The organism is Streptomyces sp. NPDC032940, from assembly GCF_040636935.1.
Taxonomy (GTDB): Bacteria; Actinomycetota; Actinomycetes; order Streptomycetales; family Streptomycetaceae; genus Streptomyces.
On the sequence record NZ_JBEZVJ010000028.1, the window covers coordinates 1 to 25,220 of the forward strand.

The 25,220-nt window shown below is 72.8% G+C and carries 28 protein-coding genes; 16 read left to right on the plus strand and 12 right to left on the minus strand.

What is annotated here, in order from left to right; translation table 11 throughout:
* Positions 1–123 precede the first annotated feature (123 nt).
* Positions 124–516 (minus strand): helix-turn-helix transcriptional regulator, encoded by a 393-nt coding sequence (locus tag AB0E77_RS27170; RefSeq protein WP_361575222.1) that lies wholly within the window; start codon positions 514–516, stop codon positions 124–126.
* A gap of 262 nt (positions 517–778) precedes the next feature.
* Here AB0E77_RS27170 and AB0E77_RS27175 point away from each other — a divergent pair, with 262 nt between their 5' ends.
* The gene (locus tag AB0E77_RS27175) at positions 779–1,666 is read left to right on the plus strand and encodes an RNA polymerase sigma factor SigF (protein ID WP_361575508.1); all 888 of its coding nucleotides are present in this window, start codon (positions 779–781) and stop codon (positions 1,664–1,666) included.
* A 79-nt stretch (positions 1,667–1,745) separates the two neighbouring features.
* Here AB0E77_RS27175 and AB0E77_RS27180 read toward each other — a convergent pair whose 3' ends face one another.
* On the minus strand, positions 1,746–2,201 hold the full coding sequence (locus AB0E77_RS27180; protein WP_361575224.1) for an ATP-binding protein: 456 nt from the start codon (positions 2,199–2,201) through the stop codon (positions 1,746–1,748).
* Between the two features lie 146 nt (positions 2,202–2,347).
* On the opposite strand from AB0E77_RS27180, the gene AB0E77_RS27185 reads away from it, so the two are divergent.
* The 3 genes from AB0E77_RS27185 (at position 2,348) to AB0E77_RS27195 (ending at position 4,690) form a co-directional block, all read left to right on the plus strand.
* A complete protein-coding gene (locus tag AB0E77_RS27185; protein ID WP_361575226.1) occupies positions 2,348–2,917 on the plus strand; it encodes a PRC-barrel domain-containing protein in 570 nt (189 codons plus the stop codon).
* Positions 2,914–3,330, plus strand: coding sequence for a PRC-barrel domain-containing protein (locus tag AB0E77_RS27190; RefSeq protein WP_361575228.1), 417 nt, complete (start codon positions 2,914–2,916; stop codon positions 3,328–3,330). The genes AB0E77_RS27185 and AB0E77_RS27190 overlap by 4 nt, the downstream gene beginning before the upstream one ends.
* 88 nt (positions 3,331–3,418) lie before the next feature.
* Complete coding sequence (locus AB0E77_RS27195; RefSeq protein WP_361575230.1) at positions 3,419–4,690, plus strand: streptophobe family protein; 1,272 nt, start codon at positions 3,419–3,421, stop codon at positions 4,688–4,690.
* 25 nt (positions 4,691–4,715) lie between these two features.
* Here AB0E77_RS27195 and AB0E77_RS27200 read toward each other — a convergent pair whose 3' ends face one another.
* Entirely contained in the window at positions 4,716–5,126 is a 411-nt protein-coding gene (locus AB0E77_RS27200) for a hypothetical protein (RefSeq protein ID WP_361575231.1), read from the minus strand.
* Positions 5,127–5,461: 335 nt separating this feature from the next.
* Here AB0E77_RS27200 and AB0E77_RS27205 point away from each other — a divergent pair, with 335 nt between their 5' ends.
* Together AB0E77_RS27205 and AB0E77_RS27210 are read left to right on the plus strand one after the other, a co-directional pair.
* Positions 5,462–5,842, plus strand: a complete 381-nt coding sequence (locus tag AB0E77_RS27205; RefSeq protein WP_361575234.1) for a nuclear transport factor 2 family protein — start codon at positions 5,462–5,464, stop codon at positions 5,840–5,842.
* 84 nt (positions 5,843–5,926) lie between these two features.
* Positions 5,927–6,214, plus strand: a complete 288-nt coding sequence (locus tag AB0E77_RS27210) for a DUF1905 domain-containing protein (RefSeq protein ID WP_361575237.1) — start codon at positions 5,927–5,929, stop codon at positions 6,212–6,214.
* 21 nt (positions 6,215–6,235) lie between these two features.
* On the opposite strand, the gene mgrA is transcribed toward AB0E77_RS27210, so the two are convergent.
* Positions 6,236–7,228: an L-glyceraldehyde 3-phosphate reductase gene (mgrA, locus tag AB0E77_RS27215; RefSeq protein ID WP_361575240.1), complete on the minus strand. Its 993-nt coding sequence runs from the start codon at positions 7,226–7,228 to the stop codon at positions 6,236–6,238.
* Positions 7,229–7,356: 128 nt separating this feature from the next.
* On the opposite strand from mgrA, the gene AB0E77_RS27220 reads away from it, so the two are divergent.
* Together AB0E77_RS27220 and AB0E77_RS27225 are read left to right on the plus strand one after the other, a co-directional pair.
* Positions 7,357–8,241, plus strand: a complete 885-nt coding sequence (locus AB0E77_RS27220; protein WP_361575242.1) for a LysR substrate-binding domain-containing protein — start codon at positions 7,357–7,359, stop codon at positions 8,239–8,241.
* A gap of 25 nt (positions 8,242–8,266) precedes the next feature.
* On the plus strand, positions 8,267–8,782 hold the full coding sequence (locus AB0E77_RS27225; protein ID WP_361575245.1) for a DinB family protein: 516 nt from the start codon (positions 8,267–8,269) through the stop codon (positions 8,780–8,782).
* Here AB0E77_RS27225 and AB0E77_RS27230 read toward each other — a convergent pair.
* A complete protein-coding gene (locus AB0E77_RS27230; protein WP_361575248.1) occupies positions 8,764–9,843 on the minus strand; it encodes an adenosine deaminase in 1,080 nt (359 codons plus the stop codon). The two genes, AB0E77_RS27225 and AB0E77_RS27230, sit on opposite strands and share 19 nt — an antisense overlap.
* A 38-nt stretch (positions 9,844–9,881) precedes the next feature.
* The gene (locus tag AB0E77_RS27235) at positions 9,882–10,274 is read right to left on the minus strand and encodes a VOC family protein (protein ID WP_361575251.1); all 393 of its coding nucleotides are present in this window, start codon (positions 10,272–10,274) and stop codon (positions 9,882–9,884) included.
* Positions 10,275–10,422: 148 nt separating this feature from the next.
* Here AB0E77_RS27235 and AB0E77_RS27240 point away from each other — a divergent pair, with 148 nt between their 5' ends.
* Positions 10,423–10,881, plus strand: coding sequence for a pyridoxamine 5'-phosphate oxidase family protein (locus tag AB0E77_RS27240; protein WP_361575254.1), 459 nt, complete (start codon positions 10,423–10,425; stop codon positions 10,879–10,881).
* A 36-nt stretch (positions 10,882–10,917) separates the two neighbouring features.
* Here AB0E77_RS27240 and AB0E77_RS27245 read toward each other — a convergent pair whose 3' ends face one another.
* The 3 genes from AB0E77_RS27245 to AB0E77_RS27255 form a co-directional block, all read right to left on the minus strand.
* Entirely contained in the window at positions 10,918–11,817 is a 900-nt protein-coding gene (locus AB0E77_RS27245) for an oxidoreductase (RefSeq protein WP_361575257.1), read from the minus strand.
* 28 nt (positions 11,818–11,845) lie between these two features.
* Entirely contained in the window at positions 11,846–12,736 is an 891-nt protein-coding gene (locus AB0E77_RS27250) for a glycoside hydrolase family 19 protein (RefSeq protein WP_361575259.1), read from the minus strand.
* Between the two features lie 273 nt (positions 12,737–13,009).
* Positions 13,010–13,243 carry a hypothetical protein gene (locus tag AB0E77_RS27255; RefSeq protein ID WP_361575262.1) on the minus strand — a complete coding sequence of 78 codons (234 nt, stop codon included), beginning with the start codon at positions 13,241–13,243 and terminating at the stop codon, positions 13,010–13,012.
* 191 nt (positions 13,244–13,434) lie between these two features.
* Here AB0E77_RS27255 and AB0E77_RS27260 point away from each other — a divergent pair, with 191 nt between their 5' ends.
* Positions 13,435–13,875: an SPW repeat protein gene (locus AB0E77_RS27260; RefSeq protein ID WP_361575264.1), complete on the plus strand. Its 441-nt coding sequence runs from the start codon at positions 13,435–13,437 to the stop codon at positions 13,873–13,875.
* Between the two features lie 149 nt (positions 13,876–14,024).
* Here AB0E77_RS27260 and AB0E77_RS27265 read toward each other — a convergent pair whose 3' ends face one another.
* The gene (locus AB0E77_RS27265) at positions 14,025–14,966 is read right to left on the minus strand and encodes an epimerase (RefSeq protein WP_361575267.1); all 942 of its coding nucleotides are present in this window, start codon (positions 14,964–14,966) and stop codon (positions 14,025–14,027) included.
* Between the two features lie 173 nt (positions 14,967–15,139).
* Between AB0E77_RS27265 and AB0E77_RS27270 the strand changes: the two genes are divergently transcribed.
* A complete protein-coding gene (locus tag AB0E77_RS27270; protein WP_361575511.1) occupies positions 15,140–15,625 on the plus strand; it encodes a nucleoside deaminase in 486 nt (161 codons plus the stop codon).
* A 154-nt stretch (positions 15,626–15,779) separates the two neighbouring features.
* Here AB0E77_RS27270 and AB0E77_RS27275 read toward each other — a convergent pair whose 3' ends face one another.
* Positions 15,780–16,463 carry a chaplin gene (locus tag AB0E77_RS27275; RefSeq protein WP_361575270.1) on the minus strand — a complete coding sequence of 228 codons (684 nt, stop codon included), beginning with the start codon at positions 16,461–16,463 and terminating at the stop codon, positions 15,780–15,782.
* 260 nt (positions 16,464–16,723) lie between these two features.
* On the opposite strand from AB0E77_RS27275, the gene AB0E77_RS27280 reads away from it, so the two are divergent.
* The 4 genes from AB0E77_RS27280 (at position 16,724) to AB0E77_RS27295 (ending at position 22,199) form a co-directional block, all read left to right on the plus strand.
* On the plus strand, positions 16,724–18,310 hold the full coding sequence (locus tag AB0E77_RS27280; RefSeq protein ID WP_361575273.1) for an alpha/beta hydrolase: 1,587 nt from the start codon (positions 16,724–16,726) through the stop codon (positions 18,308–18,310).
* Between the two features lie 91 nt (positions 18,311–18,401).
* Positions 18,402–19,496 carry a chemotaxis protein gene (locus AB0E77_RS27285; RefSeq protein ID WP_361575276.1) on the plus strand — a complete coding sequence of 365 codons (1,095 nt, stop codon included), beginning with the start codon at positions 18,402–18,404 and terminating at the stop codon, positions 19,494–19,496.
* A 99-nt stretch (positions 19,497–19,595) separates the two neighbouring features.
* Entirely contained in the window at positions 19,596–20,615 is a 1,020-nt protein-coding gene (locus tag AB0E77_RS27290) for a Gfo/Idh/MocA family oxidoreductase (protein WP_361575279.1), read from the plus strand.
* Positions 20,616–20,888: 273 nt separating this feature from the next.
* Positions 20,889–22,199: a PAS domain-containing protein gene (locus AB0E77_RS27295; protein WP_361575282.1), complete on the plus strand. Its 1,311-nt coding sequence runs from the start codon at positions 20,889–20,891 to the stop codon at positions 22,197–22,199.
* A gap of 15 nt (positions 22,200–22,214) precedes the next feature.
* Here AB0E77_RS27295 and AB0E77_RS27300 read toward each other — a convergent pair whose 3' ends face one another.
* On the minus strand, positions 22,215–23,723 hold the full coding sequence (locus AB0E77_RS27300; protein ID WP_361575285.1) for a hypothetical protein: 1,509 nt from the start codon (positions 23,721–23,723) through the stop codon (positions 22,215–22,217).
* A 281-nt stretch (positions 23,724–24,004) separates the two neighbouring features.
* On the opposite strand from AB0E77_RS27300, the gene AB0E77_RS27305 reads away from it, so the two are divergent.
* Positions 24,005–25,138, plus strand: a complete 1,134-nt coding sequence (locus AB0E77_RS27305) for an aminoglycoside phosphotransferase family protein (protein WP_361575288.1) — start codon at positions 24,005–24,007, stop codon at positions 25,136–25,138.
* The last annotated feature ends 82 nt before the right edge of the window (positions 25,139–25,220 follow it).

A 25,220-nucleotide genomic window follows, 5' to 3' on the forward strand; every position in this document is an offset into this window, starting at 1 on the left:
CGGCGATGCGGTCGCCCAGGCGCATGGCCTCGTTCAGGTCGTGGGTGATGAAGACGATGGTCTTCTTCAGGGTCTTCTGCAGCTCGATCAGCTGGGCACCGGGCCGGACAGCAGGGGCGACCGTCAGGCGGCCAGGCACATTCCGTCGTACCGGGCGCCGGAGCCACCGCGTCCGCGGCCGGTGCCGGTGTGGCTCGCGGTGACGCGGACCAGCTCGCGCTGGGCCCTCGCGAGCAGGTCGGCCAGGCCCAGGCCGAGGGCGCCCGCGGCGGCGGCGAGGACCTCCGACGAGGCCTCCTTGCGGCCGCGCTCCACCTCCGACAGATACGGCATCGAGATCCGGGCGCTCTCCGCTACGTCCTTCAGGGTGCGTTCCTGGGCCAGGCGTTCGCGCCGCAGGACGTCGCCGACCAGATCGCGCCACAACGGCTCTCTGGCGGAGGGACGGTCCTCGGTGCGCGCGGCCGGCGGGCGCAGGGGAATGACGCGGGCTTCGTTCGGCACGTGGCTGGTCACGTCCACAGCCTAGGAGCCCGGCCGCCGGAGGGAAGGGGGCGGCGTTCCGCCCACAGGGAAATCCGGCGGGACGGCGTGCCCGGGTGCCGCCCGCCGGTCCCGGGCATAGGCTGGGAGACGGCCACCCCACCTCGCGACGACACCGAGGACACCGGATCCGCGTCACCCGGGAAACCGGACGGCATGGACCGGCGTGACCCGGGTACCCGCAGACGGTACGAAGCTGGGGAGACGCCCAACCGTGACTTCCGTGGGAGAGGCAATGGAGACCGCCGTGATCCGGCCGCAGGAACAGGTCGTCGGGGAGACCACCGAGAGCGGGACGGACGACGGATCGCTTCCGGGTGCCGTGGACGGACGTTCCGTGGCCCCGCGTGACGCACGGCAGCTGTCCCGTCAGTTCTTCCGGCGCCTGGCGGAGCTCGAAGAGGGCACGCACGAGTACCAGTACGCCCGCAACACGCTCATCGAGATGAACATGTCGCTCGTGCGGTTCGCCGCCGGCCGGTTCCGCGGCCGGGGCGACGACATGGAGGACATCGTCCAGACCGGCATGATCGGCCTGATCAAGGCGATCGACCGGTTCGAGCTGTCGCGCGAGGTCGAGTTCACCTCCTTCGCGCTGCCGTACATCGTCGGCGAGATCAAGCGCTTCTTCCGTGACACCACGTGGGCGGTGCATGTGCCGCGGCGGCTCCAGGAACTGCGCGTGGAGCTGGCCAAGGCCCGCGAGGAACTGTCCAGCCGGCTGGACCGCGAGCCCACCGTCGCCGAGCTCGCCACGCTGATGAACATCGACGAGAGGGAGGTCGTCGAGGGCCAGATCGCCTCCAACGGCTACAACTCCTCCTCGCTGGACGCCGCGCTGACCGGGGACGGCGCCGAGGGCGGCGAGTCGGTGCTGGCCGACTTCATCGGTGTCGAGGAGGACGGGCTGCGGCTCGTCGAGGACTTCCACTCCCTCGCCCCGCTCATGGCCGAGCTCAGCGAGCGCGACCGGCGGATCATCCACATGCGGTTCGTGGAGGAGGCCACCCAGGCGGAGATCGGCGAGGAGCTCGGCTGCTCGCAGATGCACGTGTCCCGGCTGATCAAGCGGATCATCACCCGGCTGCGCGAGGGCATGCTGGGCGAGCTGGGCTGCGCCTGACGCCCACGACGCCACCGCCCCGGGGCAGGTCAGGGCCCGGGGCGGTGGCGTCCGTGCACGGTCGGCCGTTCGTCGACGGTCACTCGTCGGTGAGGCGCACCACCGCACGCACCCGCTTGCCGACCGGCACCCGTTCGACGTGGACCGTCTCGGCGAGGGCGTGGACGATCTCGAGTCCGTGCCGGCCGACGCGTCCGGGGTCGCGGGGGAAGCGCCGGGGCACCGCGCCGCTGCTGTCGTAGACGGTCACCGTCACGGAGGCGTCCGTGCCCTCCAGCTCCAGGATGTACGGCCCCTGGCTGTGCCGGTCGGCGTTGGTGACCAGTTCGCTCACCACCAGGAGCACCGCGCCGTCGGCCCGCCGGCCGATCGTGGCGCACCACTCGGTCCTGAGCTGGTCGAGGAAGAGCGATGCGAGATGACGCGCCTCGGCGATGCATCCGGGCTCCCCCGTGTAGTGGGCGGCGCGCCTCAGCGGTTCCACGGGTACGTCGAAGCCAGTCGGTATCACTGCCCCGTCCAGGTGTTCGGTCATGCGTTTCTCTCTCGGAAGCCGGACTGGCCGGACGCCACTGCACCAGTCCTCGTACCCCGGCTCCGGCATTGCAGTCCACCTCTGCGCGCAGTGCGGGCATCGTCACAGTCGCCCGGGGAACCCGGAGGTCACGGGAAGGGTGTGCGATGAACGAACTGATGGGTGCGCGCAGTCTCACCACCCGGCCGGTGGTCACCCTGGGCGGGGACGCCGTCGCCCATGTCAAGGACACCGTCTTCGACGCCGCGGTCGGGCGGATCACGGGTTTCACGCTGAGCGGCCGGGGTCTGTCCGGTCCGATGAAGGAGGGGCTTCCGTGGTCGGCGGTGCACGCGCTCGGCCATGACGCGGTGATGGTCCGCGACCGGCGGGGCCTGGCGAGCACCGCGCTGCTGATGGTGCACCGAGAGACACTGCGCGGCCGGCTGCTGGGGGCGAACGTGCTGACGGACGCGGGCACCGAGGTCGGCACCGTGCTCGACGTCGTGGTGGAGGGCGGCACCGGCGGGTGGGTCGTCGGCTTCCGGGTGGCGGCGAGCCGACGCTTCGCGCCGGCCCCGGCCCGTCACCACCGCAAGGTGTACGTGGCCCGGGGACCGGTGCTGACGGTCGCCGGCCGGACGCTCGTCCTTCCCGTGGACGCGGTGCGGGACGTGGCCGACGACCTGACGGGCCTCGCCGGTCTGCTGGGCGACCGGCGGGACGCGCTGTCGTGATGCTGTTCACCGAGGTGCGGGGGCTGCCGGTGCTGAGCGCGGACGGGGACCGGAGGCTGGGTGCCGTGACGTCCCTGACGGTCGACGCCCCCTCCGGCACGGTCAGCCACCTCCGGTTCCGCGCCGGCCGGCTGCGCGGCGAGACCGTGCTGGCCTGGGACGCGGTGCGGTCGCTGGGCCCCGGGGCCGCCCGGGTCGCTCCGGTGACCCCGGCGGACGCGGTGCCGCCGGGTCACGAGCTGCTGGGCCGGCGGGTCCTGACCGAGGAGGGCGTCGAGCGCGGCACGGTGCTGGACGTGGCGTTCGATCCGCGCGACGGGCGCGTGCTGGCCCTGTTCACCACGCGGGGCGAGCTGCCCGCCGACCGTATGACGGGCCTCGGCGACCACGCGCTGGTCGTCCGCACGTCCTGAGCCCCGACGGCGGTGGGGCCGGGCGCGGGGCGACGCGGACGGACCCGCCGGGAGGGCGCCGCGCGCGGGTGTTGCTTAGCGTGGCTGCGTGAGCGCGCGAACCCCCTCCGGTCCGGCAGCGGCCCGTCACGGCTGGGCCCAGGCCCTCGTCACGGTGCTGGCCGGGCTGGTCGCCATGGGAGTCGTGGCCGCGCTCGGACTGTGGGCGGCCGGTGCGACGGATCTGCCCGACAACGCCTTCCCGCGCGTCGTCACGGCGACGGTCGTCGCCGCCGTCGGCGGTTCGCTGGAGCTGGCCGGGGACGCCGGGGGCATCGCCGCCACGGACGCGGGACTGACCGTGATGCCGCTGTCCGTCACGCTGACCGGAGCGCTGGTGTTCGCCGCGGGGTTCCTGCGGCCGCTGCGCCACCGTGCGGTCGCCGACTCCTGGGAGCTGGCCGGGTGGGCCGGCCGCATCGCCGTGCTGTGGCTGCCCGCCCTCCTCGGGCTGGCCTTCGCCTCGCGGCAGACCTTCGAGGTGTCGCTCGGGGAGGGGGTGCTCGACGACCTCGGGGACCTGTTCGGCATCGTCCCGCGGATCGGCTTCACCACGGACGTGCCGCTGACCGTGCTGTTCGGGCTGCTGTGGCTGGCGGGGGTGCTGGTGCTGGCCCTGCTGGTCTCGAGCGGGGCCCCGCTGCCGGGACGGCTGCTGCGCTTCCAGGCGTCGGTACGGCCGGTGGCGTACGCGATGGTGGCGCTGCTGCTCGCGTACGCCGTCGCCGGTGTCGTCGTCTGTCTGGTCGTCGCCGCGACGCGGGGGCACCCGGCGGACACTTTCGCCGTGCTGCTGCTCGGGCTGCCCAATCTGGCGTGGCCGGCGTTCACCATCGGTACGGGCGCCACCTGGAACGGGCGGGTGGAGGGTCCGTTCGGACTGCCGATGCCGCAGGTCCTCGACGAGGTGCTGCGCACGCCGGACGTTTCCACGGTGAACCTGGGCACGCTCGGTGAGCGGGACGGGCGGATGTGGTGGCTGCTGGTCGCGGCGGCGGTGCTGCTGCTGGCGGCCGCGTGGCTGGCGGCGGTCCGTTCTCCGGACGGGACACCGGCCTGGCGGCACTCCGTGCACATGGGCGTCGCGCTGGCGCTCACGGTGCTCATGATCTGCGCGGTGGGCCGGATCTCGGCGTACTACGGCCTGTCGGTGCTGGGCATCGGCGACCTGGGCGGAGACCTGTCCGGGCGGCTGTTCCTGCGCCCCCGGCTGCAGAGCGCGGTCGGACTGGCCCTGCTGTGGGGGCTGGTCACCGGGTATCTCGGCGCGCTGCTCGAGCGAAGGCTGCGCGGACGCCGGAAGGGTGACGCCCGCTCCTAGGGTCCTGCCGGCGCGCGGGACGGGCTCAGGCGACGGGGACGACCAGCGGCGGGGCGGCCCGCTGCATGCGCAGCGCGTCGACGGACTCGGCCAGCAGCTCGTACTCCGTGGTGTCGTCGCTGGTGGCGATGCGCACCAGGCGCCCTGCGGCCAGTTCGTCGGCGACCAGCTCCTGCTGGACGGTGTCCGCGCACCACACGCGCAGGACGCGCGGTACGTCGGGGGCGTCGTCGGCGACCGGGGTCAGGGCGCCGCGGGGTAAGTGCGGGGAGTCGGGCTGCGGATCGAGGCGCATGGCGATCCAGGTGGCGCGGTCGCGCAGCCACCACAGGGCGAGGGCGAGGGTGGGAGCCCGGTAGGTGCCCAGCGGTACGCCGACGCGTCTGCCGTCGCAGACGCCGTAGGCGGTGACATGGCACAGGAACTCGTCGTGCACTGCTCCCCTCCCCCGTCGCCCGGCTCGCCTGCCGGTCGGGCATGACGTCCGTGCGGCTCGTGTGCGGTGCGTGAGGGCGCTGTCGCTTGGTGTGAGACGCCCTAGAGGTGAGTATGTTCACTGCTGAATCACTGTCACCATGGCATTCCGGCCAGTCTCCTGGCATATTCACGGCGGCTGTTGGCCGAAAACGCGAGGAGCGGTCCGGGCGTCCGTCATGACCCCTGAGGTAATCGACGGCTCGGGCCGGCCGCGGGCATGGTTGCACCACCGGGTCGCCGAGCGAGGATCCGGTCCCTGACCAGCACATACCCCCTTGATGGAGGCTGATCGCCATGTCCGCACCCACGTACCGTCACGAGGACGCCGTCGCCCGCTACTTCGAGGCGTGGAACGCCGGGCCGGACGCCCGGGCCAAGGCGGTCGCCGCGGCCTGGACCGCGGACGGCGGCTACACCGACCCGCTCGCCGACGTCCGCGGCCACGACCGGATCGCCGCGGTGATCACGGCGGCCCGCGAGCAGTTCCCGGGATTCGTCTTCCGGCTGTCCGGCTCCGTGGACGGGCACCACGACACGGCGCGCTTCTCCTGGGAGCTGGTGAACGAGGCCGACGGCTCGGCGCCGGTGGCGGGCTCCGACGTGGTCACCCTGGACGAGGAGGGCCGGATCCGGTCCGTGTACGGCTTCCTCGACCGGGTGCCCGCGGGGGCGTGAGGCCGCGGCGCCGGCGATGAGTTCCACGGCTCCCGGGGGTCTACCGGGAAACGGGGCAACGGCCCCCGGGGAAGTGGAGGAACCATGAGCGTCGGCCAGGAGCTGGACGAGGAATTCACCGCCGTCCTGCGCAAGAGCCCCGACAAGGGCGGATGGACGTATCTCGTCTGGCCGAAGTCCGCCGAGTTCTTCGGCACCCGTGGCCTGGTCAAGGTCCGCGGCACCATCGACGGGCACGCCTTCCGCAGCTCCTTCATGGCGCTGGGCGACGGCACGCACAAGCTGCCGGTGAAGGCGGAGGTCCGCCGGGCCATCGGCAAGGAGGAGGGCGACACGGTCACGGTCCGGCTGGCGGAGCGGCTCGGACCGTGACCGTGCCAGACAGCCCCCGGCCTAGCGGGTGACGACGGCGTCGATCCGGGCCAGTTCGTCGGCGTCGAAGGCGAGGTTGCCGATGGCCGACACGCTGTCCTCCAGCTGGCCCGGGCTGCTCGCGCCGACGAGGGCCGAGGTCACCCGGCCCCCGCGCAGCACCCAGGCCAGGGCCATCTGCGCCAGCGACTGGCCGCGGGACTTGGCGATCTCGTCCAGCGCGCGCAGCTTGCCGACCAGCTCCGCGGTGACCGCGTCGGAGTTCAGGAACGGGCTGTCGCTCGCGGCACGCGAGTCCTCGGGGATGCCGTCGAGGTAGCGGCCGGTGAGCAGGCCCTGCTCCAGCGGGGAGTAGGCGATCGAGCCGACGTGGAGCTCGTCGAGGGTGTCCAGCAGTCCGCTGGTCTCGGGACGCCGGTCGAGCAGGGAGTAGCGCGGCTGGTGGATGAGCAGCGGGGTGCCGAGGCCTGCGAGGATGCGGGCGGCCTCGCGGGTCTGCTCCGGCGAGTAGTTGGAGACGCCGACGTAGAGCGCCTTGCCCTGCTGCACCGCCGTGTGCAGGGCGCCCATCGTCTCCTCCAGCGGAGTCTCCGGGTCGGGGCGGTGCGAGTAGAAGATGTCGACGTGGTCCAGGCCCATCCGGGACAGGCTCTGGTCCAGCGAGGACAGCAGGTACTTGCGCGAGCCCCATTCGCCGTACGGGCCGGGCCACATGAGGTAGCCGGCCTTGGTGGAGATGACCAGCTCGTCGCGGTACCGCGCGAAGTCGGCCTTCAGGGCCTCGCCGAGGGCGGACTCCGCGGAGCCGGGCGGCGGGCCGTAGTTGTTGGCGAGGTCGAAGTGGGTGACACCGAGGTCGAAGGCGCGGCGCAGGATGGCGCGCTGGGTCTCGACGGGGCGGTCCGGGCCGAAGTTGTGCCACAGGCCGAGCGAGAGCGCGGGGAGCTTCAGACCGCTGCGTCCGGTGCGCCGGTAGGGCATCTCCGCGTAGCGGTCGGGGTGTGCGGTGTACAACGCGACTCCAGAGGGGTTGGCGCCCGAGGTACGGGGCTTGTGCGGAACCGTGTCCCACTCTGTCGTGACCTGCGGGCAGTGGTCCAACAGAAGAATCCGATGGTATTCAGCGACTACGCTTCTCAATCATGGAACTGCGTCATCTCCAGCACTTCGTCGCCGTCGCCGAGGACCAGCACTTCACCCGCGCGGCCGAACGGCTGCTGGTCTCCCAGTCCGGTCTGTCGGCGTCGATCCGGGCGCTGGAGCGTGAGCTGCGGGCGCCGCTGTTCGTGCGCACGACCCGCAGGGTGACGCTGACGGAGGCCGGGCGGGCGCTGCTGGACGAGGCACAGCGCATCCTGGCACAGGTGCGGTCGGCACACGAGGCGGTCGCCGCGGTGCAGGGCGTGCTGCGCGGCACGCTGTCGCTGGGCACCGAGCAGTGCATCGCCGGGGTGCCGGTGGCGGGGCTGCTGGCCGCGTTCCGGCGCCGCCATCCGGACGTGGAGATCCGGCTGCGGCAGGCGGGCTCGGGCGAGCTGGCGGAGGAGGTCGCGGCCGGGCGGCTCGACCTGGCCTTCGCCTACCGGACGCAGGCGGACACGGAGCAGCTGCGGTCCGTCTCGCTGGCCGGCGAGCCCATGACCGTCCTGTGCCATCCCGGCCATCGCCTCGCGGGCAGCGGTGCGGCGCTGACCGCGCGCGATCTCGCCGACGAGGTCTTCGTCGACTTCCACCCGGACTGGGGCCCGCGCCGCGTCACCGACGCGGCCTTCGCCGCGGCGGGCGTACGGCGGACCGTCGCGCTGGAGGTGAACGACGTGCACGGGCTGCTGGACCTGCTCGACGAGAACCTCGGCATCGCCGTCGTGCCGCGCCACTTCCGGCACAAGCGGGCCTCCCTCACCTCGCTGCCGCTGAAGGACTCCGGCGACACGGCGTACGAGACCATCGCTCTGCTGCCGCCGGCGCAGTCCACCAGCCCGGCGGCGCGGGCGCTGATGGGGCTGCTGGAGACGGGGAGCGCGTGAGGGCGTCCTGCGCGATGGTGGAGGGATGCACGCGAAGGACGTACTCATCGAGGGCTACGGCCGCATCCGGGAAGAAGTCCACGCCGCCGTCGAGGGCCTGGACCCCGACGGCCTGAACGCCCGTCCCGCCGACGACGCCAACTCCGTCGCCTGGCTGGTCTGGCACCTGACCCGGGTCCAGGACGACCACGTCGCGGACGCCTTCGGGCTGGACCAGGTGTGGCTGACCGGCGGGTGGGAGAAGCGGTTCGGCCTCGGCCTGCCCCGTCTCGACACCGGGTACGGGCACAGCTCCGCGAAGGTCGCGAAGGTGCGGGTCGACTCGGGGGACCTGCTGACCGGCTACCACGACGCCGTGCACGAGCAGACGCTCGGGGCCCTGCGTTCCCTGGCCGCCAAGGACCTGGAGCGGATCGTCGACGACAACTGGGACCCGCCGGTCTCGCTGGGCGTGCGGCTGGTCAGCGTCCTGTCCGACGATCTCCAGCACGTCGGACAGGCCGCCTATGTGCGCGGGCTCGTTCAGAGCGCCGCCGCGTAACCCGGCAGGACGACGTCCTCGATCAGGGCCCTGCGCTCGTCGAACGGGATGAAGGCGCTCTTGAGGGCGTTCACCGTGACCGTGCGCAGGTCCTCGGCCGTCCAGCCCGCGTGCTCGACCAGCAGCGACATCTCACGGGTCATCGTGGTGCCCGAGACGAGGCGGTTGTCGGTGTTGAGCGTGACGCGGAAGCCGAGGTCCTTGAGCGCCGTGATCGGGTGCTCGGCGATGGAGGTGGCGGCGCCGGTCTGGAGGTTGGACGTCGGGCACATCTCCAGGGCGATCCGCCGGTCGCGGACCCAGGCGGCGAGGCGGCCGAGCTTGCCCGACGCGAGGTCGGGGATGTCGTCGGTGATGCGTACCCCGTGCCCGATGCGCTGGGCGCCGCACACCTGGAGGGCCTGATGGATGCTGGGCAGTCCGTGGGCCTCGCCGGCGTGGATGGTGAACGGCACGTTCTCGCGGCGCAGGTGCTCGAAGGCGTCGAGGTGGTCGGCGGGCGGGAAGCCGTCCTCGGCGCCGGCGATGTCGAAGCCGACGACGCCCGCGTCGCGGAACGCGACCGCGAGGTCGGCGGCCTCGCGGACCCGGTCGAACATCCGCATGCCGCAGAGCAGGGTGCCCACGCGGACGGGCGTCCCGGCGGCGGCCGCCTTGGCCATGCCGGCGGCGAGACCCTCCTGGACGGTCTCCACGACCTCGCTCATCGACAGTCCGCCCCTGGTGTTCAGCTCGGGGGCGTAGCGGACCTCGCCGTAGACGACGCCGTCGGCGGCGAGGTCGAGGACGTACTCCTCGGCGGTGCGCAGCAGGCCCTCGCGGTTCTGCATGACGGCGAGGGTGTGCTCGAAGGTGGCGATGTAGCGCACCAGGTCACCGGAGTTGGCGGCCTCGTAGTACCAGGCGGCCAGCTCGTCGGGGTCGGTGGTGGGCAGGGTGTGGCCGGCGGCCGCGGCCAGTTCCACCACGGTCGCGGGACGCAGGCCGCCGTCGAGGTGGTCGTGCAGCACCGCCTTGGGGAGGCGGCGGAGGGTCTCGGTGTCTATGCGCGTAGATGACATGGGTGGCGGTTCCTCGGCGGTCTGAGCGGAAGGTCGGGTCAGGCGGCGGGCTGGAGCAGGTCCCAGCGGTTGCCGTACAGGTCCTGGAAGACGGCGACCGAGCCGTAGGGCTCGTGCCGGGGATCTTCCAGGAAGGTCACGCCGGCGGCGGCCATCCGGGCGTGGTCGCGGGCGAAGTCGTCGGTGTACAGGAAGAAGCCGACACGCCCGCCCGTCTGGTCGCCGATCCGGGCACGCTGGCCGTCCCCCTCGGCGCGGGCCAGCAGCAGCGCGGTGCCCTGTCCGATGTCACCGGGTTCGACGACGACCCAGCGGGAGCCGTCGGGGCGGGGCGTGTCCTCGGCGAGCCGGAATCCGAGGGCCTCGGTGTAGAAGCGGATCGCCTCGTCGTAGTCGTCGACGACGAGGGTGACCAGGGCGATGCGTCTCATCGGGACCTCTCGGGACGGGGGATTGACGGGAGAGGTTATACGTAAAACCCGCAGACTCAAAACCCCGTCGTGAAACCCGCCGTGAAACCCCGGCCGCAAGACCCCGCACGCGACCGCCCGAGCCCCCGCGTCCAGTACGGTCACCGCCATGAGGATCACCCCACCCCCGCGGGAACCGGGCCACCGCAGACGGGACGTCCTGGAACGGCTCGACCGGGAGACGGACGTCTGGGTGGCCACGGCGGACGCCGCCGGGGTGCCCTGCATGGTTCCCCTGTGGTTCGTGTGGCACGACGAGTCGGTCTGGCTGTGCACGCGCGTCACCAACCCCACCGGCCGCAATCTGCGGGACGGCGGCCGGGCCCGGCTGGCGTTCGGCGACACGCGGGACGTCGTGCTGATCGACGGCGAGGTGGAGACGTTCGGCCTGCGGGAGGTGCCGTCGGCGGCGGCCGGGGCGTTCCTCGCGAAGACCGGCTGGGACCCTCGCGAGGACAGCCCGTCCTACGCCTGGTTCCGGGTGCGGCCGCTCGCCGTCCAGGCGTGGCACGAGGCACGCGAGCTGGGGAAGCGGCACCTCATGCGGGACGGCACCTGGAGGGCGTAGGCCGGGGCGGCGAGCCGTCTCGGCCCGCCCGGCCCCTCAGCCGGTCCTGGCCCCGTCGAGCCGCGCCAGTTCCGCGCCGGTCAGGCGCAGGGCGCCCGCGGCCACGTTCTCGGTGAGGTGGCCGGGGTCTCCGGTGCCGGGGATGGCGAGGACGTTCGGCCCCTGGTGCAGCGTCCAGGCGATCCTGACCTGCGCGGGGCTCGCGCCGTGGGCGCGGGCGACGGCGCGGACATCGTCCTCGTGGGCGGTGCCCGCGCCCTTGGGTCCGGCCTCGCCGGCGATGGCGTAGAACGGCACGAAGGCGATGCCCTGGTCCCGGCACAGGGCGAGTATCTCGTCGGTGGCGGGGTCGTGGAAGCCGAGCCCGTAGCGGTTCTGGACGCAGACGACGGGCGCGATGGCCCGGGCCTCGGCGAGGTGCCGGGGCTCGACGTCGGAGAGGCCGAGGTGGCGGATCAGGCCCGCCGCGCGCAGTTCGGCGAGAGCGCCGAAGTGCTCGGCGATCGAGTCCTGCCCCATGCGGCGCAGGTTGACGACGTCGAGGTGGTCGCGGCCGAGCTGGCGCAGGTTCTCCTCGACATGGGCGCGCAGGTCCTCGGGCCGGGCGGAGGTGCCCCACTCCCCCGACCAGTCGCGGTACGGGCCGACCTTGGTGACGATCACGAGGTCGTCGGGGTACGGCGCCAGCGCGCTGTTGATCAGTTCGTTGGCGGAGCGGAGGGAGGAGAAGTAGAAGGCGGCGGTGTCGATGTGGTTGACGCCGAGGTCGACCGCCCGGCGCAGGACGGCGAGGGACCGTGCGCGGTCGCTCGGCGTGCCGAGGTGGAAGGCGGCGCTGCCCGTCAGCCGCATCGCGCCGAAGCCGACGCGGTTGACGGGCAGGTCGCCGAGTCTCCAGGTGCCCGCGGACTCCGCGGTGATCGTCTGGGAGGTCATCGGCGGAGTCTCGCACACCCGCCGCGGGTCAGCAGTAAAGATTGCCGCCCGGGTCGACGCCGAGGATCTGGCTGAACCGCTGGTAGGTGGTGACCCGGCTCTGGACCTGCGCGGGGTTCTTGCCGTCGCACTCCAGGGAGCCGTTGATGGAGCGGATGGTCTGCCCGAAACCCGCCCCGTTGACCATGGCGTTGTGCGGGGTCATGGTGCCCGGCCCGGACTGGGTGTTCCAGTACCACAGGCCCGTCTTCCAGGCGACGGCCGCGTCGTTCTGCACCAGCCAGGGGTTGTTCAGCAGGTCGATGCCGAGCGCGTCGCCCGCCGCCTTGTAGTTGAAGTTCCAGCTGAGCTGGATCGGACCGCGTCCGTAGTAGGCGGCCTGGCCGGCCGGGCAGCCGTAGGGCTGGCTCCAGTCGCAGTAGTGCGGGTAGTTGGCGGTGTTCTGCTCGACGACGTACACGAGACCGCCGGTCTCGTGGCTGACGTTGGCGAGGAAGGCGGCGGCCTCCTGCTTCTTCGTCGTGTCGCTGCCGGTGTTGGCGAAGCCCGGGTAGGCGGCGAGCGCGGCGGTGAGGCCGCTGTAGGTGTAGAAGGAACTCCGGCCCGGGAACATCTGGTTGAACTGGGCCTCGCTGACGACGAAGTTCCCGACCGGCGTCTGCGGTCCGCCGTCGCAGGCGTAGGGCTCCCAGTACCAGGTGCTGATGACCGGGTCGTAGCCCGGGTTGGCGTGTTCGGCGATGTAGGCCTTGCCGTCGGTGTAGCGGACGATGTCGCCGGCGTTGTAGGCCTTGCCTGCCGTCCAGTTCGGGTAGCTCGAACAGGCGGCGGCGGACGCCTCGGTGGCCGGCAGGAAGGCGGGCACGGAGCCCGCGAGGGCCAGTACGGTCACGGCGGCGGCGATGCGGCGTCTCGGCACAGGTCTGCCTCCTTCGCGGAGCACGGCCGCTCCCCGCGACAAGGGCAGGGGGGAGCCGGACCTTGTCCGCGCGTGCCGGTCGGTCCGGCCAGGCGTGGGGGCGGCCGTGGTGGGGGGTGTGGAGGCATACTCAACCGCGTTGGTCTGTACCAGTCAAGGGTGTAGACCAGTCCAACTCGGCTTTGTTACAGCCGGGTTCGAGTTACGCGGGGCCGGGTGACGAGAGTCCGGGGGTCCGGGGATGCGGGCGTCAGGACCCCGGCTGCACGGGCGTCAGGACCCCGGTGACGCGGGCGTCAGGGCGCCGCCGCCCGTGAGCTGTCGGACACCCGTCGGTTCCCCGTCCTCGGCACCGGCGGGCACCACGACCAGGAAGGCGTCCGCCTCCAGGTCCATCACGACGGTGGCGGGCTCCCCCTCGGCGCGGCGTCGCGCGGCGTACTCCTCCGCCGGCCACGACCCGCGCGGCGCCCCCGCCGGGAACCTCTCCAGCACCTTCGCGCCCATAGCGGCCGCCACCTCCACGTCCAGCCCGTGTCACCGATCGCTCACACTGTGCGGATGCCCGCGATCGATCGATGCATGTCCGGGCCTCTCACCTCTACACATAAGTGCCAAATAAGAGCAGAATGGGAGATATACGGCGCTACCGCACCGCGTTCGACGCGGTCGGCCCGGCAAGTCGAAGGAGACGACTCATGGCAAACGTCTCGCACCCCAGAGGTGACATCACCAGCCACCCCGACGCACCGGAGATGCAGGCGCGCTACGCCCGCGTGCTCGGTGGCCGCGATGTGGCACTCATGGACGGGCCGGTGTTCCTGCTCGGTCTGTACTGTGCCGTGTCCCCGTGGATTGTCCACTTCACCACGAGTCAGCCCGCGCTCGTCGCCCACAACCTGATCATCGGCATCGCGATCGGCCTGCTCGCCCTCGGGTTCACCCGGGCCCCCGAGCGCATGTACGGCCTCAGCTGGGCCATGTGCGCCATGGGCGTGTGGATGATCATCTCTCCGTGGATCGTCGGCTCGAGCCCGGACGCCGGCGTCATCTGGAACAACATCGTCATCGGCGCTCTGGCCGTGGTCCTGGGCGCGGTCTGCGCCGGCACGGCCGCGAGGAGCACCCCACGGCCGTAGATCCGCAAGGCCCGGACGGAAGGACGGGCCGGGGAGCGACGCGGCGCGCCGGAACCGGCGCGCCGCCGTTGCGTACGGTTCCGGCCGCGTCCGTCCACAGCGGGCCGAACCGCGTCCGCCCGCGACCGGGCGTGTCCGGACGCTCGCGGTCATCGGCTCGCGAGCCACTCCCCGTACCAGGCCAGCGTGGCGTCCACCGTGTCCTCGAGCGGTGTCGGTGCCACGCCGAAGGCGCGCTCGAAGGCGGAGGAGTCCATGATCTGCGGCTCCGTGTGCTGGTAGAACATCTCCGCGTACTCGGCCATGAAGCGCTCGTCGAACGGCCCGAAGGGAAGGGCCTCTTCGAGGATCACGACCTCCAGCGACCGGCCGACGCGCTTCTCGATCATCGTGTGGATCTCGCGGGTGCTGACGGCGGGCGCGGTGGGCAGGTGCCAGACGCGCCCGTCGCCCTCCGGCCGTTCCCCGAGCGTCGCCAGGCCGCCGGCCACGTCCTGGATGGCGGTGTAGCTGTGCGGCAGGTCGATGTCGCCGAACCCGACGACCTCCCCGCCGGTGAGTGCGCCGGGGAACACGGCCGCGCCGAGCGAGGAGTTGAGCACGCGGGGGCCGACGAAGTCGGCGGAGCGGCCGAGGGTCACACGGGCACGCCCGGCGCGGTGGGCGCCGAGGTAGCGCTCGTCGAGTCCGGCGCGCATCCGGCCCTTGCGGCTGGTCGCCCGCCAGGGGCTGTCCTCGGTCATCACCGCTCCCCCGGTCTCGCCGTACGGGTAGAGCGTGTCGAGCACGACCAGGCGGGCTCCGGCGGCCTCGGCCGCGGAGAGGACCGCTTCCTGTATGCGGGGCATCACCTCGACCTGGAGGTGGTAGCCGACGTTGACGCAGTGGTACACGACGGACGCGTCCCCCACGGCGGCCAGGGCGCCGTCGGCGGTGCTCACGTCGGCGGCGAACCGCTCGACGCCGTCGAGTGCGGGGCCACCACCGCTGCGGTCGACCAGCCGTACGGGGCGGTGCCCCCGGTGCACCAGTTCACGGGCGAGCGCGGTGCCGGCGGGGCCGGATCCCAGGACGGTGTGTGTGGCGGACATGGCGCTCCCCTTGTCTCTGTTCGGTCGCTGCGATGAGGAGGGGCATACGCGCGCTACTGCCACTCGCTTCTGTTAGAGACTCTAACTCCAGTGACCAGCCCTAGCAAGGGCCGAGGAGTGCACGGGACGTAAGGTGCCCGGTGAGGAGCACATCGCGAGAAGGGCCGTACGTCATGGTCGTGAAGGACGCCGAACTGGGACATCTGCGCCGCTGCGTGGAGCTGGCGGCCGAGGCGCTGGACGCCGGGGACGAGCCGTTCGGGTCGGTGCTGGTGAGCGCGGACGGCACGGTGCTGGCCGAGGACCGCAACCGGGTGGCGTCCGGTGACCGCACCCGGCACCCGGAGTTCGAGCTGGCGCGCTGGTCCGCCGCCCGCCTCACCCCCGAGGAACGCGCCGCGGCCACCGTGTACACGTCCGGCGAGCACTGCCCGATGTGTGCCGCGGCGCACGCCTGGGTGGGTCTTGGCCGCATCGTGTACGTCGCCTCGTCGGAGCAGCTCGGCACCTGGCTGGCGGAACTGGGGGTGCCCGCGGCACCGGTCCGGGCGCTGCCGGTCGGGGAGGTGGCTCCGGGCGTCGCGGTCGAGGGGCCCGTGCCCGGACTGGCGGAGGAGGTGCGGGCGCTGCACCACCGGTTCCACGGCCGGAGTGCCTGAAGCGCACGGCACCCCCGGCGCGACCGTGCGCCGGGGGTGCGGAGTGTCAGGGGCCGGAGAGCCGGAGGAAGGGAGCACGGCCCGCTGAGCCGGACGGGACGGGCGCCGTGGCACACCCCGCCGGCGGGGAACCGGGACGGACGCCCGCCCCTGGTCAGCCCGTGGCTCCCGGACGGAAGCGGCGGTAGAGGACCGCTCCGCCGAGGACGAGCGCGGCGCCGCCCGCGAGGGCGGGCACGGTGGCGTCCGCGCCCGTGTGCGCGAGGGTCTCCACCGCCTGCGGCGCCACCGTGCGCGGGGCCGGCTCGGGCTGTGCGCGCTCCACCGGGGCAGCCGGCTTCCGCGGGCTTTGCGGCTCCGCGGGACGCTCGTCGGAGGTGTTCACCGACTCGTTGCCGACGGCCGGGTTGCCGATGCCCACGACGTTCACGCTGTTGCCGCTGACATTCACCGGGACATGGACCGGCAGCTGTACGCCGTTGCCGGAGAGCACGCCCGGCGAGCCCTTCGTCCCACCCTCGGCGACGGCACCGCCGGCGGAGGTGCCCGACGGGGTCTCCGCCTTCTCCTGCGCCGAGGCGCCCGTGCCGGTGTTGGCGCACGCGTTGCCCACCGCCGGGTTGAGGAGCCCGACCACGTTCAGCGTGTTCCCGCACACGTTCACCGGGACGTCCACCGGTACCTGGACGGTGTTGCCGGAGACCACTCCGGGCGAACCGGCCGTGGAGCCTTCCGCGACGGCGCCGTCGGACGCGAACGCCGCGTACGCCGGCATCGTCACGGCGAGCGCGCCGGACGCGGCGACAGCGAACAGACCGTTTCGGGTGACCCTTCGCATGAGGTTCCCTGCCTTCCAGACAATGTCGCGGGCGCTCGCCCGCACCGGTTAAAACGCGGGCGCACGATCCGAGTTATGGCTTATCGGCCTTTCACTCCATCGAGTGGGCGGTTTGTCGAACGAACGGCGCGGTGTCCGCACGTCCGCACAGTCCCGCGCGCGACCGCCGAAAGCGCCCGGAGGCGCCGGGTGCGAGGCCCGTTTATGGTGAGCGAGGACGCCGACGACCGGTCCGCGACGGGGCGTCCCGGGAGGCATCGATGCTGGCCAAGCTGTCGATACGGCCGTCGGTCCGGCGCCGCGCGGTCACCGGGACGCTCGGCCTGGCGCTGCTGGGCGCGGGGCTGCCCGCCGCGACCGCGCAGGCCGGGGAACCCGCACTGGCCCGGTTCTACGACCAGAAGATCAGATGGTCGGCGTGCGAGGGTATGGAGATGCCGAAGGACCTGCAGTGCGGGAAGGTCACCGTCCCCCTCGACTACGGCCGGCCCGAAGGCGGGACCCTCGACCTGGCGCTCGCCCGGTACCGGGCGACCGGTCAGGCGCGGGGCTCGGTGCTGCTGAACTTCGGCGGCCCCGGAGGTTCGGGTGTCAGCGAACTCGCCGCCGGCGGCAAGGAGTTCATGCACCTGACCAACGGCTACGACGTGGTGACGTTCGACCCCCGAGGCGTCGGCCGGTCCTCCCCCGTCACCTGCGGGCCCGCCATCGGAAAGATCATCGACGCGACGGACGGTGACGAGGGGACCGGCGACCCGCGGTCGGTGCTCCGCAAGTTGCGCGACGCGGCCGCGGAGTGCGCGAAGCACTCGGGCCCCGTGCTGCCGCACATCGGCACGGTGAACGCCTCCCGGGACATGGACGTGATGCGCGCGGCGCTCGGCGACGACCGGCTCAATTACCTGGGTTTCTCCTACGGCACGCGACTGGGCTCGGTCTACGCCGCGCAGTTCCCCGACAAGGTGGGCCGGGTGGCCCTGGACGGCGTGGACACGCTGACGGAGCCGCTGGCCGAACAGGGGCTGGCCGCCGCGCGGGGGCAGCAGACCGCGCTGGAGAACTTCCTCGGCTGGTGCGTCGAGGACATCGCCTGCCCGTTCGGGCAGGACGCCCGGGACGCCCGGCGCCAGGTCGTCCAGCTCGTCGGCTCGCTCGACGCGGACCCGGTGCCGTCGGCCTTCGGCGAGGCGTTCTCCGGGCAGGACATGGCGGGCGCGATCGGGCAGGCGCTCTACAGCCGGGAGCTGTGGCCCTTGCTGGAGCGCGCGCTCGCCCAGCTGCTGGAGGACGGCGACACCCGGGGCCTGGAGGGCTTCATGTCCGGCGGCGTCACCTTCCCCGTGCGCGGGAAGGGCCGCGCGGACGGCGGCGGCCTCACCGACGAGGAGGACGTCCCCATGGACAACCCCCCGGCCGCCCTGATGGCCGTCAACTGCGCGGACGACCCCGACCGTCCGAGCGCCGAGCAGGTCGCCCGGTCCCTGGGCCGGCTGCGCGAGCAGTACGAGGAAGCCTCCCCGGTCTTCGGACGGTACCGGCTCACCCAGGTGCTGATGTGCTACGGCCGCCCCAAGGGCACCGACTACATCCGCGAGGACGTGAAGAACGTCGGCACCGCGAAGATGCTGCTGGTCGGCACCCGCGGCGATCCGGCGACGCCGTACCGCTGGACCGAGGAGACGGCCGACCGGCTCGGTCCGTCGGCGGTGGTGCTCGACAACAAGGGCGAGGGACACACCGGTTACGCGTCCTCCGACTGCGTGCACCGCAAGATCGACGACTTCCTCCTCTACGGCTCCCTGCCGCCCGACGGCAGCTCCTGCGGCCCCGAGGACCAGGAGGACTGAGCCGTCGGCCGGGGGGTAGGACCGGCGCCGCCCGGGGCGTACACCGATTGCTCCGAATGCCCGATACGTCCGAGGGCTCTATGGTGCTGACATGGAGCACGATCTGAGTCCCGCAGCCCTTGCCGCGCTACGACGGCCCCGCCCGTATCCGGCGGTGTCCGTGCTGACGCCGACGCACCGTCGCGAACCGGACAACGCCCAGGACGCGGTCCGGCTGCGCAACATGGTCGCCGAGGCCAAGAAGCAGCTGGACGAGGATCCGGCCGTCACCCGGGAGCGGCGCCTCGAGGTCGCCCGGGAGCTGGACCGGGCCCTCGCCGAAGTCGATCTCACGTACGCCGAGGACGGTCTGGCGATCTTCGCCGCCCCCGGTGAGCACCAGGTCTGGACGCTGGCCCGTTCCGTGCCCGAGCGCGTGGTGCTCTCGGACACCTTCCTGACCCGCAATCTCGTCGCGGCGCAGGCCGCGGAGCGGCCGTTCTGGGTGCTGTCGGTCGCCGCGGACCGCGTCACGCTGTGGAACGGCGGCGGGGACCGCGTCGTCGAGGAGCGCACCGGCGGCTTCCCGATGGACCGGCCCGAGGCGAACTTCGACCCGGAGCGCCAGGAGCGGATCGGCGACTCGCCGAGCGCCTTCCGCGACGAGGAGACCCGTAAGTTCCTCCGCGAGGCCGACGCCGCGATGGACAGGATGCTGCGCGCGCATCCCCGGCCGCTGTACATCACCGGCTCGGAGGCCGCGCTGGCGCTCTTCGAGGAGGCCGGCGGGGTCGCGGCGCACGCCGTGTGCGTCCCGCACGGGGGCCTCGCGCACAGCACCGCGGAAGCCGTGCGGCAGGCGGTGCGGCCGGTCCTCGACGACGAGGCGCGCGGCTCCGTCGAGGCCCTCGCCAGGGAGCTGGATGCGGCCCGCGGGCGCAAGGACTTCGCCGCCGGCGTCGACGAGCTGTGGGAGAGCGCGCACACCGGGCGCGTCCGGCTGCTCGCCGTGGAGGAGAACTTCAGGGTGACGATGCGGGACGACGGCGAACACCTGATGCCCGCGGAGAGCGGCGACCTCGACGCCCGCGAGGACATCGTGGACGAGATCGTCGAGCAGTGCCTGGAGACCGGCGCCGACGTCCGGTTCGTGCCGGACGGTGTGCTCGAGGACGTGGAGGGCATCGCCGGGGTGCTGCGCTACTGAGGCCCGCCACCCCGCCGGTCCTGACGACCGTGAAACCCTGTCCGCCGTACACGCATCCGCCCGGCGGGTGCACGGCGGACGGGGAAGGAGCGGCGGAGCGTGAGCGGACTTCTGGGCGTGGCGGTCCTGGGCGCGGGGCACATGGGCGCCGATCACATTCGGCGCCTCGACAGGGTGGTGAGCGGTGCCAGGGTCGCCGCCGTCGCGGATCCCGACGCCGGACGGGCGCGTAAGGCCGTGGCCGGGATCGACGGGGTGAGCGTCCACGCGGAGGCCGAGGCGGCGCTCGACGCGCCCGGTGTCGAGGCCGTGCTGATCGCCTCCCCCGGTGAGGCCCACGAGGACGCCCTGCTGGCCGCCTTCGCCCGCGGTCTGCCGGTGCTGTGCGAGAAGCCGATGGTGCCCGGCTCCGCGGGCGCGCTGCGTGTGGTGGAGGCGGAGGCGCGGCTCGGCCGCAGGCTGGCGCAGATCGGTTTCATGCGGCGCCACGACCTCGAGTACCTGCGGCTGAAGTCCCTCCTGGACGGCGGCGGCCTGGGCCGTCCGCTGATGCTGCACTGCGTGCACCGCAATGTGTCCTCTCCGCCGCACTTCACCTCCGCGATGCTGGTCAACAGCTCCGTCTCGCACGAGATCGACGCCGCCCGCTGGCTTCTGGGCCAGGAGCTGACCGCGGTGAGCGTGCTGCGGCCCCGGCCGTCCTCGGGCGCGCCCGAGGGGCTGCTCGACCCGCAGTTCGTGCTGTTCGAGACCGACCGGGGCGCGCTGGTCGACGTGGAGGTCTTCGTCAACTGCGGCTTCGGCTACGAGGTCCGCTGCGAGGCCGTCTGCGAGGCGGGCAGCGCCCGGATCGGCGGGGCGCACACCATGGTGGTGACGGCGGGGGGCGGCGCCCGCGAGGAGGTGCCGCAGGACTATCTCGTGCGGTTCGCGGACGCCTACGACCGCGAGGTGCAGGCGTGGGTCGACGCCACCCGGCGGGGGCGGGTCACCGGTGCGAGCGCCTGGGACGGTTACGTCGCCTCCGTGGTCGCCGAAGCCGGCGTGCGGGCACTGGAGACGGGGGTGCGGACCACCGTCGAGGCGGCCCCGCGCCCGGCACTGCACACACCTTCCTAGAACAGGCGTCCGACGAACATCCGGGCGACGACGCCCCGAGGTGCCCGTGGCCCCCAAGTCGCGTAGGAACGCTACGACTTGGACGGCCGCGGGCGTACGTCATCGGCGCGCGGAAGTCGCTCCGGGAAGACGCTGGCATATGCCGGAAGCACCACCGTATCGTGTGTCGCCGAATCCCTTACGGGGCGTCGCGGGCTGTGCAAGAGTCGTAACGGTCCTTCCGCCACCCCCTGGATCCGCCTCGGTCGTACCGTCTGCACATCGGAGTGCGTCATGTCGTCCCACCTCTCCGCGGACCGCCCCGCCGCCCAGCCGCCGGAACGCGGCTCGGTCGAAGCGCTGATCTCGCAGGCGCGGCGGCTCCGGGGCGACGTGGACGCCGTGCGGCGGGACACCCGGCACGACGCGGCCGGTCCCCGAGGCCGCTGGCAGCGGGCCCTGTACGACCTGGCGCTGCATCAGCTCACGGACCTGGACGAGCACTTGGCGCAGCTGCGGGACGGCCCGGCCCCCGCACCGCGGGCCGGTTCGCTGCTCAGCCGGGTCGGCAGCGCCGAGTGGAACCTGCTGACCGACGAGGCCGACTGGTCCGGCGAGCTCTTCCGGATCCTCGGTCTCGACCCGGCCGCCTCCCCCCTCAGCCTCGACGAACTGCCGTCCCTGGTGGTCGCCGAGGACCGGTCGAAGCTCACCGCGATGGTCACGGACTGTCTCGTCGACGCCCGCCCCATCGACGGGGAGTTCCGCGTCGTGCACCCCGACGGCACCGTACGGACCGTGCACATGATGGGCGAGCCCGTGCTCGACGCCGACGGCAGCACCGCCTCGATGTGGGCGGTGCTGCGGGACGTCAGCGAACTGCGCCGCAGCCAGCGGGTGGTGAGCGAGACCCGTGACTCGCTGCACCGTCACCCGCGGGACGCGGCCATCGAGCGGCGGGCTGCGGTGGAACCGCAGGAGGCCGTGCCGCCGCCCTGGCACGCCCTCCTGCGGTTCCCGGACCGGGGACGGCCCGGCCTCGACCTGGCCGCCGGCCACCTGGCGGCGCCGCACGGCGGCGCCTGGTACGACGCATGCCCCCTGACCGGCGACGGGACACTGCTCAGCGTGGGCGCCCTCGCCGGCGCGGACGGCGACGGGACGTCGGCGCCGGCCCTGGTGATCGGCGCCCTGCGCGGCCTGGCGGCCGGGGGTGCCCGGCCCGCCGAACTGCCGGACCGGCTCGCCGGGTTACTGGAGTCCACCGCCCTTCCGCCCGTGCACGACGCCGTGTACTGCGGCTACCTCCCCGCCACCCGCACCCTCACCTGGGCGCACGCCCGCGGCCCCGTTCCGCTGCTGTTCCGCGACGGGACGGGGCGTGAGCTGGACGAGGGTGCCGGGACGAGGCTCGAGGCCGGCGACGTGCTGCTCCTGCACACCGGCACACCCGCGCCGACGGCCGCGCACGGCCTCCTCGCTCTGGCCCCCCGGCTGACCGGGGCACGCTCGGCGCGGGACGGCGTACGGCTCGTGACGGAGGCGCTCGCCACGGCCGGCCGACAGGACGACGCCTGTGTGCTGGTCGCCCGGGTGACGGCGTAGCGCTCGCGCCGCCCCCTACGCCTGGGCGGTGTCGCCGCCCCTTCCCCCGCCCTTGGGCGACTTGCCCTTGGGCAGCGCCTGTTCGATCTCCTCCCGGAGCTCCTGGATCTTCGGATAGCCGGCGTACTGGGCGGTCAGCCGGTACATCTGGCGCAGCCGGTCCCAGGTGCGGCGTGAGGAGTTGGAGCCCATCGACACCAGCGCCAGCCGCGCGTACCCGGCCGCCTGCTCCGGGTCGTCGGCGATGAAGCAGGCGGACGCCATGGAGAGGTGGTCGAAGATCTTCGACCGCTCCTGCGCGTCGACCCGCAGCGCCAGCGCCTTGTCGGCGTAGTGCTGCGCGTGCGCGGCGGCCCCCGGCTCGAACTCCGCGAGGGTGCGGTAGGCCAGCGCCTGCATGCCGTACAGGTCCGCCTCGTTGAACAGCTGCATCCAGCTCGGCGGCGGCACGTCGCTCTTGTCGGAGACGAAGAGGTCCTCCGCCCGGCCGAGGGTCCGGCGCATCGCCTGGCCCTTGCCCATGGAGGCCTGCGCCCAGGCCTCGATGGTGTGGAACATCGCCTCGGTGCGGGGCAACACCTGCTCGCCGGAGCCGGACTGGGCGAGCTTCATCAGGTCCAGCGCGTCGTCGGGCCGGCCCAGGTGCACCATCTGACGGGCCGCCCGGGACAGTGCCTCACCGGCCCGGGGCCGGTCGCCGCCCTCCCTCGCGGCATGGGCGGCGATGACGAAGTACTTCTGGGCCGTGGGCTCCAGGCCGACGTCGTGCGACATCCAGCCCGCGAGGACGGCGAGGTTGGCCGCCACACCCCACAGGCGCCTCTGCAGGTGGGGTGGGTGGTGGTAGGCGAGGATGCCGCCCACCTCGTTGAGCTGGCCCACGACCGCCTTGCGCTGGAGACCGCCGCCACGGGCGGCGTCCCAGGCACGGAACACCTCGACCGAGCGCTCCAGTTCCTCGATCTCCTGGGACCCGATGGGGGCGGCCTCGTAGCGGTCGTACCCGGCGGGGTCGGCGTGCAGGGGATCGGTGAAGTGGGGTGCGTCGGCAGCGAGGGAGGGGTCGGTGTGCAGCCAGTCGTACATGGCGCTGCTGAGTGCGGATCCCGCGGCGAGCGCGGCGCCCGCGCCCACCAAGCCGCGTCGGTTGAGCATGAGGTCCATTCCCGTGAATTCGGTGAGGACCGCCGCAGTCCGCTCGGGCGCCCACGGCACTCCGTCGGGATGCTCCTCGCTCCCGCCGACCTGCCGTTTACCCGCGCGCCCGTGCCGGACCAGACCGAGGTCCTCGATGGTCACGACACGGCCGAGACGCTCGGTGAACAGAACCGCCAGCACCCGCGGCACCGGATCGCGCGGGATCTCTCCCATGTCGATCCACCGCCGCACCCGCGAGGTGTCGGTCGACAGCTGGGGGTGGCCCATGGCCGCCGCCTGCCGGTTGACCAGCCTCGCGAGCTCGCCCTTGGACCAGCCGGCCAGGCCGAACAGGTCCGACAGACGGGTGTTGGGTTCTCCGCTCACGTCAAGCCCCCAGGTTCTCGGCTGAGTTGACAGTAGCCCGGTGCGGGTTGCCGGGCGACTATTCGCCACCGTTCGCCAGGGTGCGCCAGATGGTGTGCCACGGGCGCCCGGGTGTCAGGTAGGAAAGCGCCACCTCGACCCGGTCGCCGCGGGGGTACTCCCCAGGGTGGCCCCCGGCGGCCGGGCCGGGGAGCGCGAAGGCTTTTCGGAGGGCGCGCCCGCTCGAGCGGGCACCGCCTCCAGACAGGCACAGCAGGCACACGAAGGGATCTGTCTCGCCCATGTACGCAGCATCGTCCTCCGTGTCCGCCCCGCAGCGACCGCTCCACCCCCGCCCGGCGGCGGGCGGCGGCCCCTACCTCGCCCCCGCGCGTCCGGCGGCCCCGGTGCTCGGGGCAGGCAGGGCGCGGCACGGCGCGGGAGCGGGCACGCAACCGCTCAGCGGAAGAATCGACCTGTCCGGCGTCCAGGGCGCCCAGCTGCGCACGGCGATCGCCGCCGTGCACCGGATCTGCCCGGAGTTCTCCCCGGTGCAGGTGCTGCGGCGCAGCGGGCGCTCCGTTCTCCTGGTCGGCACGACCGGGCGCAGCACGGCGGTCGCCAAGTGTTTACTGGACCTCTCCCCCGCGTGGGGTGAGCGGATCCGGCACGAGATAGGGGCATACCGCGCGTTCGTCCGGCACCGCCCCCCGGTGCGGGTGCCGAGGCTGATCGCGGCGGATCCGGACAACGGCACGCTGGTGATCGAGCGGATGCCGGGACGCCCCGCGGCGCTGCAGCGGCACCCGCTGGAGACGCCGCCGCGGACGGACATCAGGGCGGCGCTGGGCGCGATCTGCCGGCTGAACGCCTGGCGGCCGCCCGCCGGGACCTTCGACGCGCCGCTGGACTACGCGGCACGGATCTCCCGGTACCACGAGCTCGGTCTGCTCACCGACCGTGACCTGGGCGACCTGCAGAAGCTGCTGCACGGCATCGCCCACGCCTCCGGACGCCAGGGCATGGGCCAGTTCTGCCACGGTGACGCGCTGCTGTCCAACATCCTGATGTCACCGGCCGGTCCGGTGCTGGTGGACTGGGAGCACGCGGGCTGGTATCTGCCCGGCTACGACCTGGCGACGCTGTGGTCGGTGCTCGCGGACGCCCCCGTGGCCCGCCGCCAGATCAGCCAGATCGCCCAGGCGCAGGGGCCCGCGGCGCGCGACGCGTTCCTGGTGAACCTGATGCTCGTGCTGACCCGGGAGATCCGTACGTACGAGACGGCCGTGCAGCGGTCGATGCACGAGGCGGCCCCGACGGCGACACCCGCGGGAGCCGTGCCCTCCGGGGAGGAGCAGCGGCTGTTGCTGCGGCGGTTGCACGAGGACTGCCAGATGGCCCGGCGCGCCGTGCGCGCGGCGGTCGGCACGCGCTGACGAGGACGGGAATCCGCGGTACGCCCCACACGGGCCGTACCGCGGATCTTTTGTGTGTCCGCGCGATGCGAGAGGGGCCATT